General features: G+C 65.8%; 16 protein-coding genes. 4 read left to right on the forward strand and 12 right to left on the reverse strand.

Annotation, left to right across the window (positions count from 1 at the left end; genetic code table 11):
* Positions 1-2: 2 nt before the first annotated feature.
* Both AC1DS6_RS04915 and AC1DS6_RS04920 read left to right on the forward strand, forming a co-directional pair.
* Positions 3-1,277, forward strand: a complete 1,275-nt coding sequence (locus AC1DS6_RS04915) for an O-acetylhomoserine aminocarboxypropyltransferase/cysteine synthase family protein (protein ID WP_477102196.1) — start codon at positions 3-5, stop codon at positions 1,275-1,277.
* 505 nt (positions 1,278-1,782) lie between these two features.
* Positions 1,783-2,595, forward strand: a complete 813-nt coding sequence (locus AC1DS6_RS04920; protein ID WP_441629367.1) for a MetQ/NlpA family ABC transporter substrate-binding protein — start codon at positions 1,783-1,785, stop codon at positions 2,593-2,595.
* Between the two features lie 130 nt (positions 2,596-2,725).
* On the opposite strand, the gene AC1DS6_RS04925 is transcribed toward AC1DS6_RS04920, so the two are convergent.
* Positions 2,726-3,142 carry an NUDIX hydrolase gene (locus tag AC1DS6_RS04925; RefSeq protein ID WP_441629368.1) on the reverse strand — a complete coding sequence of 139 codons (417 nt, stop codon included), beginning with the start codon at positions 3,140-3,142 and terminating at the stop codon, positions 2,726-2,728.
* Positions 3,143-3,400: 258 nt separating this feature from the next.
* Between AC1DS6_RS04925 and AC1DS6_RS04930 the strand changes: the two genes are divergently transcribed.
* Positions 3,401-4,399, forward strand: a complete 999-nt coding sequence (locus tag AC1DS6_RS04930) for an aliphatic sulfonate ABC transporter substrate-binding protein (RefSeq protein ID WP_477102197.1) — start codon at positions 3,401-3,403, stop codon at positions 4,397-4,399.
* A 49-nt stretch (positions 4,400-4,448) separates the two neighbouring features.
* On the opposite strand, the gene AC1DS6_RS04935 is transcribed toward AC1DS6_RS04930, so the two are convergent.
* The gene (locus tag AC1DS6_RS04935; protein WP_477102198.1) at positions 4,449-5,279 is read right to left on the reverse strand and encodes an SDR family NAD(P)-dependent oxidoreductase; all 831 of its coding nucleotides are present in this window, start codon (positions 5,277-5,279) and stop codon (positions 4,449-4,451) included.
* Between the two features lie 120 nt (positions 5,280-5,399).
* On the opposite strand from AC1DS6_RS04935, the gene AC1DS6_RS04940 reads away from it, so the two are divergent.
* On the forward strand, positions 5,400-6,353 hold the full coding sequence (locus AC1DS6_RS04940) for a GlxA family transcriptional regulator (RefSeq protein ID WP_441629371.1): 954 nt from the start codon (positions 5,400-5,402) through the stop codon (positions 6,351-6,353).
* A gap of 37 nt (positions 6,354-6,390) precedes the next feature.
* Here the strand turns inward: AC1DS6_RS04940 and dmpG are convergent, their stop codons facing one another.
* The 10 genes from dmpG to AC1DS6_RS04990 all read right to left on the reverse strand — a co-directional run bounded on the left by dmpG (position 6,391) and on the right by AC1DS6_RS04990 (position 14,783).
* Positions 6,391-7,443, reverse strand: coding sequence for a 4-hydroxy-2-oxovalerate aldolase (gene dmpG, locus AC1DS6_RS04945; RefSeq protein ID WP_441629372.1), 1,053 nt, complete (start codon positions 7,441-7,443; stop codon positions 6,391-6,393).
* A 24-nt stretch (positions 7,444-7,467) separates the two neighbouring features.
* A complete protein-coding gene (locus AC1DS6_RS04950; RefSeq protein ID WP_441629373.1) occupies positions 7,468-8,433 on the reverse strand; it encodes an acetaldehyde dehydrogenase (acetylating) in 966 nt (321 codons plus the stop codon).
* Between the two features lie 55 nt (positions 8,434-8,488).
* Positions 8,489-8,809, reverse strand: coding sequence for a 2-hydroxymuconate tautomerase (locus AC1DS6_RS04955; protein ID WP_441629374.1), 321 nt, complete (start codon positions 8,807-8,809; stop codon positions 8,489-8,491).
* Positions 8,751-9,539: a 2-oxo-3-hexenedioate decarboxylase gene (gene dmpH, locus AC1DS6_RS04960; RefSeq protein ID WP_441629375.1), complete on the reverse strand. Its 789-nt coding sequence runs from the start codon at positions 9,537-9,539 to the stop codon at positions 8,751-8,753. Before dmpH ends, AC1DS6_RS04955 begins: the two co-directional genes overlap by 59 nt.
* A gap of 39 nt (positions 9,540-9,578) precedes the next feature.
* Positions 9,579-10,361 (reverse strand): 2-oxopent-4-enoate hydratase, encoded by a 783-nt coding sequence (gene dmpE / locus AC1DS6_RS04965; RefSeq protein WP_477102199.1) that lies wholly within the window; start codon positions 10,359-10,361, stop codon positions 9,579-9,581.
* 8 nt (positions 10,362-10,369) lie between these two features.
* Entirely contained in the window at positions 10,370-11,824 is a 1,455-nt protein-coding gene (locus AC1DS6_RS04970) for a 2-hydroxymuconic semialdehyde dehydrogenase (protein WP_477102200.1), read from the reverse strand.
* Between the two features lie 121 nt (positions 11,825-11,945).
* Positions 11,946-12,878, reverse strand: coding sequence for a catechol 2,3-dioxygenase (locus AC1DS6_RS04975; protein WP_441629378.1), 933 nt, complete (start codon positions 12,876-12,878; stop codon positions 11,946-11,948).
* A 66-nt stretch (positions 12,879-12,944) separates the two neighbouring features.
* Positions 12,945-13,286 carry a 2Fe-2S iron-sulfur cluster binding domain-containing protein gene (locus tag AC1DS6_RS04980; RefSeq protein WP_477102201.1) on the reverse strand — a complete coding sequence of 114 codons (342 nt, stop codon included), beginning with the start codon at positions 13,284-13,286 and terminating at the stop codon, positions 12,945-12,947.
* Positions 13,287-13,299: 13 nt separating this feature from the next.
* The gene (locus tag AC1DS6_RS04985) at positions 13,300-14,367 is read right to left on the reverse strand and encodes an NADH:ubiquinone reductase (Na(+)-transporting) subunit F (protein ID WP_035866709.1); all 1,068 of its coding nucleotides are present in this window, start codon (positions 14,365-14,367) and stop codon (positions 13,300-13,302) included.
* Positions 14,368-14,423: 56 nt separating this feature from the next.
* Entirely contained in the window at positions 14,424-14,783 is a 360-nt protein-coding gene (locus AC1DS6_RS04990) for a phenol hydroxylase subunit P4 (RefSeq protein WP_035866711.1), read from the reverse strand.
* Positions 14,784-14,819: the final 36 nt, after the last annotated feature.

The following is a 14,819-nucleotide window of genomic DNA, read 5'->3' on the forward strand; positions in this document are numbered from 1 at the left end:
TCATGAAAATCGAGACGATTGCCGTTCACGGCGGCTACTCCCCGGACCCGACCACCCGTGCGGTGGCCGTGCCCATCTACCAGACCGTGGCCTATGCGTTCGACAACGCGCAGCACGGCGCCGACCTGTTCGACCTCAAGGTGCCCGGCAATATCTACAGCCGCATCATGAATCCCACCAACGACGTGCTTGAGCAGCGCCTGGCCGCGCTCGAGGGCGGCGTGGGCGCGCTGGCGCTGGCGTCCGGCATGGCGGCCATCACCTACGCCATCCAGACCATCGCCGAGGCCGGCGACAACATCATCTCGGCCAGCCAGCTCTACGGCGGCACCTACAACCTGTTTGCCCACACGCTGCCGCTGTCCGGCATCGAGACCCGCTTTGCCGACGGCCGCAATCCCGCCGCCTTCGGCGACCTGGTGGACGCGCGCACCAAGGCGATCTTCGTCGAATCCGTGGGAAATCCGCTGGGCAATATCGTCGACATCGAAGCCATTGCCAAGGTGGCGCACCACCACGGCATCCCGCTGATCGTCGACAACACCGTGCCGTCGCCCTACCTGTGCCGGCCCTTCGAACACGGCGCCGACATCGTCGTGCACTCGCTCACCAAATACCTGGGCGGCCATGGCAACAGCGTGGGCGGCGCCATCGTCGACAGCGGCAAGTTCCCGTGGGCCGAGCACAAGGCACGCTTCAAGCGCCTGAACGAACCCGACGTGTCCTACCACGGCGTGGTCTACACCGAAGCGCTCGGCGCCGCCGCCTATATCGGCCGCGCGCGCGTGGTGCCGCTGCGCAATACCGGCGCGGCGCTGTCGCCGTTCAATGCCTTCCTGATCCTGCAAGGCATCGAGACGCTGGCGCTGCGGCTGGACCGCATCACCGAGAACGCGCTGGCGGTGGCGCGTCACCTGAAGGCCAGCCCGAAGGTGGAATGGGTCAACTTCGCCGGCCTGCCCGAGCACCCGGACCACGCGCTGGTACAACGCTACCTGGGCGGACGCGGGCCGGGCATTTTGTCGTTTGGCCTGAAGAGCGGCGGCCGCGAAGCCGGTGCACGCTTCCTCGATGCGTTGCAGCTGTTCACGCGCCTGGTCAACATCGGCGACGCCAAGTCGCTGGCAACGCATCCGGCATCGACCACGCACCGTCAGCTCGACGCGGCGGAACTGAAGGCCGCCGGTGTCAGCGAAGACATGGTGCGGCTGTCGATCGGCATCGAGCATATCGACGATCTGCTGGAAGACCTGGAGCGGGCGCTGGCTGCGGCCTGAGTCCTGCGTGTGTAGCGCCGCGGCGCGGCGCTGGCGAAAAAGGCCGGTGGCATGGTGCCACCGGCCTTTTAGCTTTCTGCCGTCCGGTTTCCGCGCGTTGGTCCTGATGTCACTCCGGAGACTACGACGCTTGCTCCCAGTCGCGCAGCATCGTTTCCGCCGCCTCAATAAAACCGGCGCCGTGCATGCAGTGACCCAAATAAAAACGCCCGCAGGTTAAGCGGGCGCAAACCCAATTCCCTTGGGGGGAACGGAGGAGACGTCTCAATACTAGCCGCAATCCGGGTTATCCCGCAACGATGCAATTGCCATATGCATATTCCGCAGCGCAATAACCGATGCCTGTACAAAGCGCCTGGAATCGCAATCCTTGCTTATGCACCAGCGTTATATGACCATGCACATTTACTCGTTCCTTGAACGTATCAACTTCCCTACAATGGCCTGCTTGTTGGCGCCACGCCGGCACGCCACGATGCACATAATCCAATAAGGGGAGCTTTAGATGAAGATGGGTTTCGGGATTCGACTGATTGCCGCGGTGCTCGCGCTTGGCGTTATCCAGACGGCCGGCGCGGCCGATCCGGACAAGAAGGAAATCCGCTTCGGCGCCACCGCCGGTCCGTACTCCGACCAGATCCGCTACGGCATCAAGCCCCTGCTGGAAAAGAAGGGCTACAAGGTCACCATCGTTGAATTCAGCGACTACGTGCAGCCCAACCTGGCGCTGGCCGATGGCGCCATCGACGCCAACGCGTTTCAGCACGTGGCCTACCTGAAGAAGTTCTCCGGCGACCGCAAGCTGCAACTGTCCGAAGTCATCCAGGTGCCCACCGCGCCGATCGGCATCTATAGCCGCAAGCACAAGTCGCTGACGGAAGTGAAGCCGGGCGCTTCGGTGTCGCTGCCCAACGATCCGTCCAACCTGGCGCGCGCCATCGCCATGCTGCAGCAGATCGGCTGGATCACGCTGAAGGCCGGCACGGACCCGATCCGTGCCAGCGAGCGCGATATCGAAGGGAATCCGAACAAGCTCAAGCTGATCCAGCTCGAAGCCGCGCAACTGCCGCGCTCGCTCGACGACGTGGACTATGCCTTCGTCAACGGCAACTTCGCGTTGTCCTCGGGCCTCAAGCTGACCGAGGCGCTGAGCCTGGAGAAGATCCCCGACTACTACATGAACCTGGTTGCCGTGCGCACCGCCGACACCGGCAAGCCGTTCGTCAAGGACATCCGCGACGCGTACCAGTCGCCGGAGTTCAAGGCCACCACGCAGCAGCGTTTTGCCGGCTTCCTGCCTCCGGCGTACCAGCGCTAAGCCAGGCCGCGCACCGATGGCGCGGCGCTGCCAGGGAGCCCCCATGCGGGGCTCTTTTTTTTGGCTCTTCGCCGATCTGCGTGATGGGGTGAGGGTCTCAAAACGACGCTAAGCGGAAGTTGGTCCGATGCTATACAAGCTCTGCGAGTCGCATTTCAATGGTCGAGAGTGCATTTCTGAACAGCCAATGCCACCGATCCGATGGAGCGTGACCTAACGGATGCCAAAAAAATCTGAAGTCATGACCGCCATCGTCCTTTGCGTGATGCACCCAATTGTTCGGTAGCGAACGGGTCGCCTCACAGATGTGCAGAGACCATATCTGGTGTTCGTAACCGGATTGCCATAAGCCCAAGTCGACCGTAGCCACTCCATTTACACCAGACTCTTCGCACAGTTCGCGGACGGCGGCATCCGCGGGATGTTCTTCGGCCTCGATAGTGCCCTTGATAATCTGTAGACCGGCCAGGGGGTGCTCAAATGCCAGGATCTCAAGGCGGTTCTGCGCTGTTCTCAGCACGACAGGACATGCTTTGGTCGGTTTCATATGGGATTCTCTGCGAAAGGACCTAGTAGATATCAGAATCACAGCGTCGAGCTTGATGAAGTCTAACGCACTCGACCCAGCCGATATTCATTGGACCTTTCTTTGACGCGCCATCATGCACATCGGCACGCACCGGCGCCGGCTTATCCACACCTCCCCGCATAAGCAACTGCGGCATTCTTCGTTCCCCGCCCCCGTGCCATGCCCTACGCTCTTGTGCTGATGATGGAGTCGGCGGAACACACGGGGAGAGCGACAATGACAAAGTTGACAAGGGCATTCGACAGGCGGCGCCGGCAAATCGTGGTGGGCAGCCTGGCCACCGCGGGCACCGCAGCGACATTCGGCCTGGCCTTGCCCGCGCGCGCGCAGGCGCAGGCGCAAAAACACACGCTACACATCGGCTTCCAGAAATCGTCCACGCTGATGATCCTGCTGAAATCGCGCGAGACGCTGGAGAAGGCACTGGCGCCACTGGGCGCGTCGGTGCAATGGTATGAATTCACCTCCGGGCTGCCGCTGCTGGAGTCGCTCAATATCGGCAATCTCGACCTGAGCGCCGACGTGGCCGACGCGGTGCCGCCCTTCGCGCTCGCTGCCGGCGCCAACCTGACCTACTACGCCATCGAGACGCCCTCGCCCGAGGCGCAGGCGATCGTGGTGCGGCAGGATTCGCCGATCAGGGAAATCGCGCAGCTCAAGGGCCAGCGCATCGCTTTTGCCAAGGGGGCGGGCGCGCATTACCTGCTGCTCGAAGCCCTGGCCAGCGCGGGCCTGTCGATCCGCGACATCGAGCCCGCCTACCTGAGCCCGGCCGACGCGCGCGCCGCCTTCGAGCGCGGGAGCGTGGCGGCCTGGGTGATCTGGGACCCTTTCCTGGCAGCCGTGCAACGCCAGGCCAACGCCCGCATCCTGCGCGACGGCAAGGGCCTGTCGAGTTACCGGCGCTTCTACCTGGCCGCCACGCCCTATGCGCAGCGGCATGCGGACGTGCTGGCGGTGGTCTACGATGAGCTGCGCCGCGCCGGCGAATGGATCAAGCAAAACCCCGCCGTCGCCGCGCAATGGCAAGCACCGCTGATTGGCCTGGACGCACCCACCGTGGAAGCCGCCAACCGCCGCCGGACCTACCAGGTGCAGACCGTGGACGCGGCATCGCTCGACGAGCAGCAGCGCATTGCGGATGCCTTCACCAGCCAGAAGATCCTGCCGCGCAAGGTGGTGGTGGCGGAGTCCCCGGTGTGGCGGCGCGCCTGAGCTTTCGGGACGCCAGCCACTGAAGCTTGCGTCCCGGCCACCGTCAGCCTCAGCTTGCCGCAGCCACCTTGAAGCGCGCCGCCGGCACGCTGCGCGACAGGTTCGGCCCCAGCGCCGCGCGGGCGGCCTCGAAGGCGTCCCAGTCGGCCGCGTCCGGCAGAGACGGCAGCGTCACCACTTCGCCCTGGTCCAGCCCGGACAGGGCCGCGTCGACCAGGTCGTCCGCGCTCATCACCCACCCTTGCGGCAGGCTCTCCACCGGCTTCCCGGCCACATCCCAAAACTCCGTGCGGATCGCGCCGGGCAGCACAGCCTGCACCCGCACCCCCTTGTCCGCCAGCTCGTGCTGGAGCGACTGCGTAAAGGCCAGCACAAAGGCCTTTGATCCGCCGTACACGCCGTTGAGCAACTCGGGCGCCACCGCCACGATCGACGCAATGTTGATGATCGTCCCCCTGCCGCGGGCCACGAGTCCATGCGCGGCGGCGTAGGTCAGCCGGGTCAGCGCCGTGACATTGAGTGCAATCATCGCCTGCATCTTGGCGGCATCTGACTCGAGCAACGGACCGGCGGCGCCAATGCCCGCATTGTTGACCAGCAATGTGATGCTGGCGTCGGTGCGCAGCAGCGTCTCAAGGCGGCCGACGTCGGCGTCCGCGCCAAGGTCCGCGGTCACGACCTCGACGGAGCGCCCGGTCTCGCTGGTCAGGCGGCCGGCCAGCCTGGCGAGCCGTTCGCGGTTGCGTGCGACCAGGATCAGGTCGTAGCCGCGCCGGGCAAGCCGGTCCGCGTAGACGGCGCCGATCCCCGAGGATGCCCCGGTAATCAAGGCCGTGCCGCGATGCAGCGTGGTTGCTGTGGTTGCTGTGGTTGCTGCCATGTTCGTTCTCCGATGCTGCTGCCGGCCCCATGCCGGCCCTCACGGAACGAAGATTAGGTGCATAATCCAGTGGCATCAATGTCATAGATGCCACCTTTTCCGCCATCGTCGGGATTCGCCATGCTACGTATCGGAATCGTCCTTTATCCTGGGTTCCAGGTCATGAACCTGGGCGTCACCACGGTCCTGGAGTTCGCCAACCGCACCGCCGGCAAGGCCCTCTACGACGTCCGCCTGCTGTCCGAGCATGGCGGCCCGGTAGCCACCTCGGCCGGCTTTTCGGTTACTACCGAGCCATTCGGCGATGAGGCGTTCGATACCCTGCTGGTAGTCGGCGACAACGATATCCAGCCCGCGTCGCCGGGCCTGGTGGCGTTCCTCCGGCAAGCGGCAACTTCCACCCGGCGCGTCTGCGCCACCTGCACCGGCGCGTTCAACCTTGCCGAAGCGGGCCTGCTCGACGGCCGCCGCGCCACCACCCACTGGTTCTATGCGGCCCGGTTGCGGCGTGCCTATCCCGGGGTCAGCGTGGAGGAAGACCGCATTTTCATCATCGACGGGCCGGTGTGGACCTCGGCAGGCATGACCGCCTGCATCGACCTGGCGCTCGCGCTGGTCGAGAAGGATGCCGGCGCCGTGATCGCGCGCCAGGTGGCGCGCAAGCTCGTGGTCTATCACCGCCGCGCCGGCGGGCAATCGCAGTTCTCCGCGCTGCTGGAACTCGAACCCAAATCCGATCGCATCCAGTCCGCCCTCGCCTTTGCCCGGCAAAACCTGCATGAAGGCTTGTCGGTCGAGCAACTGGCCAACGCCGCGAACCTCAGCCCCCGCCAGTTCAGCCGCGCCTTCCGCGAGGAGACCGGGCAAACCCCGGCCAAGGCGGTGGAACACCTGCGCATCGAAGCCGCGCGGCTGATGATGGAGTCCGGCCGGCACCCGGTCGACGTGGTGGCGCGCGAGACCGGTTTCGGCGATCGCGAGCGGATGCGGCGGGCGTTCCTGCGGGCATTCGGGCAGCCGCCGCAGGCGATACGGCGGATGACGAGGGTGGAGGAGGAACCGGCGCAGGCTTGAGGGAAGCGGCGCCCGCGCCCGACGCGGGCGCCCTGCCTTACGCCGCGATCCGCGTTGCTCCCGCCTCGCGCCGCGCCACCAGATCCAGCGCCACATCGACGATCATGTCTTCCTGGCCGCCCACCATGCGGCGCTTGCCCAGTTCCACCAGGATGTCGACGGTCTTCAGCGCATAACGCGCGGCCGCGGCCTCGGCATGGCGCAGGAAGCTGGAATAGACGCCGGCATAGCCCAGCGCCAGCGTCTCGCGATCCACCCGCACCGGGCGGTCCTGCAGCGGGCGCACGATCTCGTCGGCGGCATCCATCAGCGTGTAGAGGTCGCAGCCATGGTGCCAGCCCAGCCTGCTCGCCGCGGCGATGAATACCTCCAGCGGCGCGTTGCCGGCGCCCGCGCCCATGCCGGCCAGGCTGGCGTCGACGCGGTCGCACCCCTCCTCCACGGCGACGATGGAGTTGGCCACGCCCAGGCTCAGGTTGTGGTGCGCGTGCATGCCGGTCTGGGTTTCCGGCTTGAGCACATCCTTGAAGGCGCGGAAGCGGTCGCGCACGTCGTTCATATTGAGCGCGCCGCCGGAATCCACCACATAGACAGTCTGCGCGCCATAGCTTTCCATCAACCTGGCTTGCTGCGCCAGCGCGGCGGGCGTGGTCATGTGGCTCATCATCAGGAAGCCCACCGTGTCCATGCCGAGTTCGCGCGCGTACTCGATATGCTGGCGCGAGACATCGGCCTCGGTACAGTGCGTGGCAACCCGCACCACGCGCGCGCCGGCGTCGTACGCGGCGCGCAGGTCGTGCACGGTGCCCACGCCGGGCAGCAGCAGGGTGGCGACCTTTGCATGGCGTACCGTTTCGGCCGCGGCGGCGATCCATTCGAGATCGGTATGCGCGCCGAAGCCGTAGTTGAAGCTGGAGCCGGCCAGGCCATCGCCGTGCGCGACTTCGATCGAATCCACCCTGGCCGCGTCCAGCGCCGCCGCGATGCGGCGCACGTCGTCCAGGCTGTACTGGTGGCGGATGGCGTGGCTGCCGTCGCGCAGCGTGACATCCGAGATATAGAGTTTCTTCTGCGTGGCTTGCTGGGTCATGTGTTGTCTCCGTGCGCCCGCCGCTTACGCGGCCAGCCGGGTTTCCGCCAGGCGCTCGGCGCAGGCGAGCGCGGCGCTGGTCATGATGTCGAGGTTGCCGGCATAAGCGGGCAGGTAGTGGGCGGCGCCTTCCACTTCGAGGAAAATCGATGTCTTTAGCCCGCTCATCGGCCCCAGCCCCGGGATGTTCAACGGCGCGGACGGATCGATGCGCTCGAACTGCACGCGCTGCTTGAGCCGGTAGCCGGGCACATAGGCCTGCACCGCCTTCGCCATGGCTTCCACGCTGGCTTCCATCGCCGCTTCGTCGGCGTTCTCGGATAGCGTAAACACCGTGTCGCGCATCATCAGCGGCGGCTCCGCCGGGTTCAGCACAATGATGGCCTTGCCGCGCGCCGCGCCGCCTACCGAGCAGATCGCCTGGCTGGTGGTCTCGGTGAACTCATCGATATTGGCGCGCGTGCCCGGCCCGGCCGACCTGCTGGAGATGGACGCGACGATCTCGGCATAGTGCACCTTCGCCACGCGCGATACCGCCGCCACCATCGGGATGGTGGCCTGGCCGCCGCAGGTGACCATATTGATATTGCTGGCGCCGAGCTGCTGGTCCAGGTTGACCACCGGCACAACGTAAGGCCCGATCGCGGCCGGGGTCAGGTCGATCACCTGGATGCCGTGCTGCTGCAGGATCTTGTTGTGGTGCGAATGCGCGCCGGCAGAGGTGGCATCGAAGGCGATGCGGATCTCGCCGAATCCGTCCATCCTCACCAGGCCTTCGATGCCCTCGGCCGTGGTGGGCACGCCCAGCCGCGCGGCCCGGGCCAGGCCGTCCGACGCGGCGTCGATGCCGACCATGGCACCCATCTCCAGATGCCGGCCGTGGCGCATTACCTTGATCATCAGGTCCGTGCCGATGTTGCCCGAACCGATGATGGCTACCTTGTGCTTGCCGGGCGGATGGCTGCCGCCGGCGCCTGCTTTCATGTCCATGTTGTCTCCGTGCCCGGGCAGTCCAGTGCCGCCAGGCATTCCGTATGCCGCTCCCTCAGCGGCCGAGTTCCTTCGCTGTCTTGCCCGCGATGCCAAACTGCGTCTTGGGCACCTCGGTGATCATCACGCGCACGCTCTCGATCGGCGCACCGATCGATTCCACGGCGGCGTCCGTCAGCGCGCTGATCAGGCGGGCCTTTTGTTCTTCGGTCCGGCCTTCGATCAGAAACACTTGCATGATGGGCATGGCTCTTCTCCTGCTGTGTGGGTTGAGTGGGCAATATCGTACAGCGCCACCATCACGCTGGCCTGGCGCATCAGACGAAGCGCATCGATACAGCGCCGAGATGCTGGTAGCGCACCGTGATGTTGTCACCGGCCGCCACCGCGATGGCCTCGGTCACGCCGCCGGTCATGATGAAGACGCCCGCCGGCAGCTCGCGCCCACGCGCACCGAGCATGTTCGCCAGCATGGCCACGCTGCTGGCCGGATGGCCCAGCACCGCCGCGCCGGCCGCCGTGGCGACCACTTCGCCGTTCTTCTCCAGCACCACGCCGAGGTTCTTCAGGTCGATGCCTTGCGCGCTGCAATGCGTGCCGCCCGCCACGAAGCGGGCCGACGAAGTGTTGTCCGCGATCACGCTCTTCAAGTCGAAACGGAAGTTCTCGTAGCGCGAGTCGATCACCTCCACCGCGGGCAGCACGAAATCGGTGGCGGCCAGCACGTCGCCGATATGGCAACCCGGCCCCTTGAGCGGATGCTTGAGGACGAAGGCGATCTCGGCTTCCACCTTGGGATGGATCAGCGATGCGGTATCGATGGCGCCGCCGTCCATGCAGGCGCCGTAGTCGGTCAGGAAGCCGTAGACCGGTTCGGTCACGCCCATCTGGCGCATCTTGGCGAAGGAGGTCAGCCCCATCTTGAGGCCGGCGATGCGGGTGCCGCGCGCTTCCTTGCGTGCCCGGATCGCGTCCTGGATGGCATAGGCGTCATCCCAGTCCATGTCGGGATGGGTGTCGGTGATCTTGCGCACGGGCTCACGATTGAGCTCGGCGTTTTCCAGGTGCTCGGCGAGCTGCTGGATGATGTCTTGGGTGAGTTTCATGGCGATGTCCCGGGCTGCTTATCCAGATCTGGGGTCCGTTCAAATGAAGCGCACACCGGCCGAGCCGATGCCGCCCAGGCTGATGCGAAGCTGGTCGCCGGCCTTGACCGGCACCATCGCGGCGAGCGAGCCGGACAGGATTACCTCGCCCTTCTTCAGCCTGATGCCGAGGCGGCCCAGCGTATTGGCCAGCCACGCCACGGCGTTGGCCGGATGGCCGAGCGCGGCGGCGCCCGCGCCGGTGGCGACGATCTCGCCGTTCTTCTCCAGCGTCATGCCGACCGTGCCGAGATCGAGGCCGCGCGGGTCCACCGCCGCATCGCCCAGCACGAATACGCCCGAGGACGCGTTGTCCGCCACCGTGTCCTGGATGCGGATCTTCCAGTCGCGGATGCGCGAGTCGACGATCTCGAAGCACGGCAGCACGTAGGCGGTGGCGCGCAGCACATCGGCATTGGTCACGCCCGGGCCTTCCAGGTCTTCCTTGAGCACGAAGGCGATCTCGCCTTCGGCCTTGGGCGCGATCAGCGTATCGGCGGCAATGGCCGCGCCATCGGCGTAGACCATGCCGGACAGCAGGTGCCCGAAGTCCGGCTGGCGCACATCGAGCATGTCCATCACCACCCGGCTGGTCACGCCGATCTTCTTGCCGATCACGTGCTCGCCGGCGTCCAGTCGGTGCTGCACCATGGCGAGCTGGATGCGGTAGGCATCATCGATGGACAGCTCGGGGTAGCTCCCGGTCAGCGGCGCGACGGCCTGCCGCGTGGACAGCGCGTGGTGCAGGCTGGCGCCGATGTCGAGGATTTGTTCGGGTTTCATGGACTGGCTCACAGTTTCACGCACACATTGCGCAGCTCGGTATAGAACTCCAGCGAATGCACCCCGCCCTCGCGGCCGATGCCGGATTGCTTGGCGCCGCCAAAGGCGGTGCGCAGGTCGCGCAGGAACCAGGCGTTGATCCAACATATGCCGACGTCCAGGGCGCTACCCATGCGGTGGGCGGTGCCCAAGTTGGATGTCCACACCGTGGCGGCCAGGCCGTAAGGCGTGTCGTTGGCAAGGTGGATCACTTCTTCCTCGGTATCGAACGGCGCGATATGGCAGCAGGGGCCGAAGATCTCCTCGCGGATCACGGCCGCATCCTCGGGCAGCCCGGTCCAGATGGTGGGCTGCACCCAGGCGCCTTCGGCCAGCGCGCCGGGCATCTCGGGCACGCCGCCGCCAGTGACCACGGTGGCGCCCGCCTCCGCCGCCTTCTTGTAGTAGGACAGCACCTTGGCGCGATGCTCCAGCGACACCAGCGGGCCCATGTTCACGCCCTCGTCGCCCGGTCGGCCAATGCGCAAGCCCTCGGCCCTGGCCTTGAGCGCCGCGACGAAGCGCTCGAAGATGGGCCGCTGCACGTAGACGCGCTCGGTGCCCAGGCAAACCTGGCCGCTGTTCTCGAAGGCCGAGCGGGTGATGCCGGCGACTGCCTTGTCGAAGTCCGCGTCGGCGAACACGATGCCGGCGTTCTTGCCGCCCAGTTCGAACGAGACGGGGCGCACGCCATTGGCGGCGGCTCTCATGATGGCCTCGCCGGTACGGGTCTCGCCGGTAAACGTGATGCCGTTCACATGCGGGTGCGCGCTCAGGAAGGCCCCGGCGGAATCCGGGCCGAAGCCGTGGACCACGTTATAGACGCCCGGCGGCACACCGGCCTCGTTCATCACTTCGCCCAGCAGCGTGGCGGTGGCGGGGGTTTCCTCGGACGGCTTGACCACGACTGTATTGCCGCATGCCAGCGCCGGGCCGACCTTCCAGGTCATCAGCAGCAGCGGCAGGTTCCACGGGCACACCACACCGATCACGCCGCGCGGCGAGCGCACCGCGTAGTTGATGGCCTCGCCGCCGTCCGGCGTGGCCATGGCGAAGCTCTCGGTCGGCACATTCTTGATCAGGTCGGCGAAGACCTTGAAGTTGGCCGCGCCGCGCGGGATATCGATATGGCTGGCGAGGGACAGCGGCTTGCCCGTGTCGGCGATCTCGGCTTGCAGGAAATCGTCGAAGCGGCGGTTGATGCCGTCCGCTACGGCGTGCAGTATCTCGACACGCCGTGCCACGGTCATCTTGCCCCAAGGGCCTTTCAGCGCTTGCCTTGCCGCTGCGACCGCGGCATCGACCTCGGCCTGCCCGGCTTCGTGCACACGGGCGATCAGGCTGTTGTCGACCGGGTTGCGGTCGTCGAACTGGCGGTTGGTGGCCACCCATTCGCCGTTGATGAAGTTCTTGAACTCTTTCATGTTGTCTCGCTGGTTGCGGCAGCGTGCGCCGCATCTTGCTGGTGATTCGCCTTTCTCCCCTCTCCCGCAAGCGGGAAAGGGGAGAAAACACTTGGCATCGGCCGTGACGCTACGCCGGGAATCAGGTCAATACACTCAGGAACGCATCGTTCAGCTTCCGGTCGTGATAGAAGATCGCCCGGCCCAGTTCGTTGTCGGTCCAGGTGATGGTCGGCTTGTCCGGATAGTGGATATACCCGCCGGAGAAGACCTCATTCCGGTTGCCAGAAGGGTCAAAGAAGTAGATGGTGGCGCCGCGCGTAATGCCATGCCGCGTCGGCCCGATATCGAGCGACACATCCTTCTTGGAAATGATGTCGGCGGCCTTCAGCACCTCGCCCCAGTTGTCCAGGTTGAACGACGCGTGATGGAACTTGTTCTTCTCGGCATGACGAATGAACGCAATGTCATGCGCCTTGTTGGAACAGGTCAGGAAAGCGCCGATCATCATCTTGTCCGGGCCGGCCACCACCTGCTCGGCCAGCGTGAAGCCAAGCACGTCGCGGAACAGCCTGACGGTGCCATCCAGATCGTCGCCATACAGCAAGCAATGATCGAAGCGGCTGGGCGCCATGCCGCGCAGGTCGTCCGGCCACGGGTCCGGGTTGCTGTCGCCGGTCAGGCAGCCCAGCTTGTCCTTGTCGGCGAAGAGCTCGATCGGATGGCCGGTGGGAATGGTGAAACGGAAGCGCACGCCGGTATGCGGATGCTCGCCGGCAGGAATCCACCGGAAATCCGATGCGAGGCCGGACTGCTCCACCTCCCGCGCCAGCCGTTCCAGCGTGCGGCCGCTATCGACGCGGAAACCCATGTAGTCCATGCCCGGGCTGTCGGCCTCGCGCAGCACCACGCTGTGGTGGTCGTGCTCGTCCCAGGCCTTCAGGTAGACGCGCCCTTTGTCGTCGCGCGCGGTTTCGATCAGTCCGAGTACTTCGGTGTAGTGTTTCAGCGCCGGTTCGAGTTCCAGCACGCGCAATGCCACGTGCCCGGGGCGCAATACGCCTGTCAATGCCATGACGGTCTCCTTGATGATGGGGTTATCGGTCCATCTTTTTTATTGCTACGTTTTGCTGCAAGCTTGCTACGTTGATTCCTTCGCTTCCTGTGCCTCCCGCCGCTCCCGCTGCCGGTCCAGGCAGCGCTGCAGCAGCGCCACCGGCCGCAGGCGGATATCGCTGTCCGGATAGGCCTTGCACGCCAGCACCAGGCCACTGCCCTCCTCCTCGGCCGACAGGCAGGCCCGGCTCATCTTGCCGGTGCGGTAGCGGCCGGCCTCGATGCGCACCTTGCAAACCCCGCAGCCGCCGCCACGGCAGCCGGCGGGTATGCCGCGCTTGCCAAGCGCTTCCATCGCGCGCAACAGGTTCTGCTCCGGCGCGCACGGATAGCGCTGGCCGCTTCCCGCAATCTCCACGGTATGCATGGCGCCCTCTCCTTCAGATCTTGAACAGCGGGCTGCGCGCGCTGTTCTGCGCATCGCCGGCGGAGATGAACTTCTCGGTGTGGATGTCCTCCTCGAACAACCGGCCCTGCATCAGCGTGCGGATGCAGGCTTCGATCATCGGTGGCGGTCCGCACAGGTAGGCCTTGTGCCCCCGGAAGTCAGCGGTGGCGCCATTGGCGTAAAGCCCGTGCAGAACGTCATGCACGTAGCCGCGCGCGCCATCCCAGCCACTGCCGGCCGGTTCGTCGGATAGCGCCGGCACATAGCGGAAATTCGGATGCGCGTCGGCCAGTGCGCGGAACGCCTCGTCGTAGTACAGCTCCGCGCGATTGCGCGCGCCTTGCACCAGCGTGATCGGCAAGGTCTCGCCGGCAGCCAGCATGTCCAGGATCATCGCGCGCGGGCTGGACAGACCGGAACCGCCCGCCAGGAACAGCATCGGCACCTGCGCGGACTTGCGTACGAAGAAACGGCCGTAGGGCGCCGAGAAACCAAGCTCATCGCCCACCGCGAGCTGCTCGTGCAGGTAGGCCGTAGCCTGGCCGCCTTCCACGCGACGCACATGCAGTTCCACCAGGTCGTCACCCGGACGGTTGGCCAGCGAGAAGGCGCGCGGCTGTTCGCAGCCGGGCACCCGCAGGTTGAGGTACTGGCCGGCCTGGAAGGCGGCGGCATTGCCGTCCTTCACGCGCAGCCAGATGCCGCGGATGGTGGGCGTCAGCGCGCGGGTCTCCACCACTTCGGCGCGGTAGTCCGCCAGCGGCAGCCCGAGCGAGTCGGCATCCTCCTCGATGTCGGCCTCGATCACCATGTCGGACTGCGCGGTGGCGCAGCAAGCCAGGCACTGGCCGCCGTCGCGCTCGAAGTCCATCAGGGCGAAGCTGGACGCTTCGCCATGCTCGAACTCGCCCTCCACCACCTGCACCTTGCAGGTGGCGCACAGGCCGTGGCAGCAGGCGTGCGGCAGCCACACACCGTTGCGCAGGCAGGCATCCAGCACGGTCTGGCCGGGCGCGATCGGGATGGTCTGCCCGATCGGTTCAATGGTCAGGGAATACATCTTGTGTCTCCTACTAGCCTACTAGTCCTTCTGATCGTTCCAGCCACGGCGCCGGCTTAGCTGCAACTGCCGTCGATGCCGTCCAGCCCCGGCGTGCGGAAGCGGATTACTGCCTTGTGGCCCAGGCCGTTCTCTTCCAGCGTGCGGTCCAGGTCCGGCTGCCAGGGCGCGTTGCCGCGCAGCCATTCCACGCGGCTCCAGTCGATGCGGGCAAAGTCGGGGTGGTAGCCGTACACGCCGGGTAGCACGTTCTCCACGACATCGCGCAAACGCATCGACGGCGGAAAAGGCAGGCAATGCGGCGCGCAGAACAGCAGGTGGCGGTCCCAGCCGATGTACAGCAGGCGGTTGCCGTGGAACACGGCCTCGCGATCGGCCGGTTCGAACTCGTAGGGGCCAATGGATACGACGGACATGGTGGTCTCCTTATCTTCTGTCTCTTGTCGGTTGCG

Source organism: Cupriavidus sp. 05L310 (assembly GCF_056398185.1).

Excerpts from the sequence above, each read along its gene's own strand:
- AC1DS6_RS04950 (WP_441629373.1), bottom strand. The coding sequence starts at position 8,433 with ATGGACATGAAAGCAGGCGCCGGCGGCAGCCATCCGCCCGGCAAGCAC.
- AC1DS6_RS04985 (WP_035866709.1), bottom strand. The coding sequence starts at position 14,367 with ATGTATTCCCTGACCATTGAACCGATCGGGCAGACCATCCCGATCGCG.
- AC1DS6_RS04930 (WP_477102197.1), top strand. The coding sequence starts at position 3,401 with ATGACAAAGTTGACAAGGGCATTCGACAGGCGGCGCCGGCAAATCGTG.
- AC1DS6_RS04940 (WP_441629371.1), top strand. The coding sequence starts at position 5,400 with ATGCTACGTATCGGAATCGTCCTTTATCCTGGGTTCCAGGTCATGAAC.
- dmpH (WP_441629375.1), bottom strand. The coding sequence starts at position 9,539 with ATGAAACTCACCCAAGACATCATCCAGCAGCTCGCCGAGCACCTGGAA.
- AC1DS6_RS04970 (WP_477102200.1), bottom strand. The coding sequence starts at position 11,824 with ATGAAAGAGTTCAAGAACTTCATCAACGGCGAATGGGTGGCCACCAAC.
- AC1DS6_RS04935 (WP_477102198.1), bottom strand. The coding sequence starts at position 5,279 with ATGGCAGCAACCACAGCAACCACAGCAACCACGCTGCATCGCGGCACG.
- AC1DS6_RS04920 (WP_441629367.1), top strand. The coding sequence starts at position 1,783 with ATGAAGATGGGTTTCGGGATTCGACTGATTGCCGCGGTGCTCGCGCTT.
- dmpG (WP_441629372.1), bottom strand. The coding sequence starts at position 7,443 with ATGACCCAGCAAGCCACGCAGAAGAAACTCTATATCTCGGATGTCACG.
- AC1DS6_RS04975 (WP_441629378.1), bottom strand. The coding sequence starts at position 12,878 with ATGGCATTGACAGGCGTATTGCGCCCCGGGCACGTGGCATTGCGCGTG.
- dmpE (WP_477102199.1), bottom strand. The coding sequence starts at position 10,361 with ATGAAACCCGAACAAATCCTCGACATCGGCGCCAGCCTGCACCACGCG.
- AC1DS6_RS04925 (WP_441629368.1), bottom strand. The coding sequence starts at position 3,142 with ATGAAACCGACCAAAGCATGTCCTGTCGTGCTGAGAACAGCGCAGAAC.
- AC1DS6_RS04980 (WP_477102201.1), bottom strand. The coding sequence starts at position 13,286 with ATGCATACCGTGGAGATTGCGGGAAGCGGCCAGCGCTATCCGTGCGCG.
- AC1DS6_RS04915 (WP_477102196.1), top strand. The coding sequence starts at position 3 with ATGAAAATCGAGACGATTGCCGTTCACGGCGGCTACTCCCCGGACCCG.
- AC1DS6_RS04990 (WP_035866711.1), bottom strand. The coding sequence starts at position 14,783 with ATGTCCGTCGTATCCATTGGCCCCTACGAGTTCGAACCGGCCGATCGC.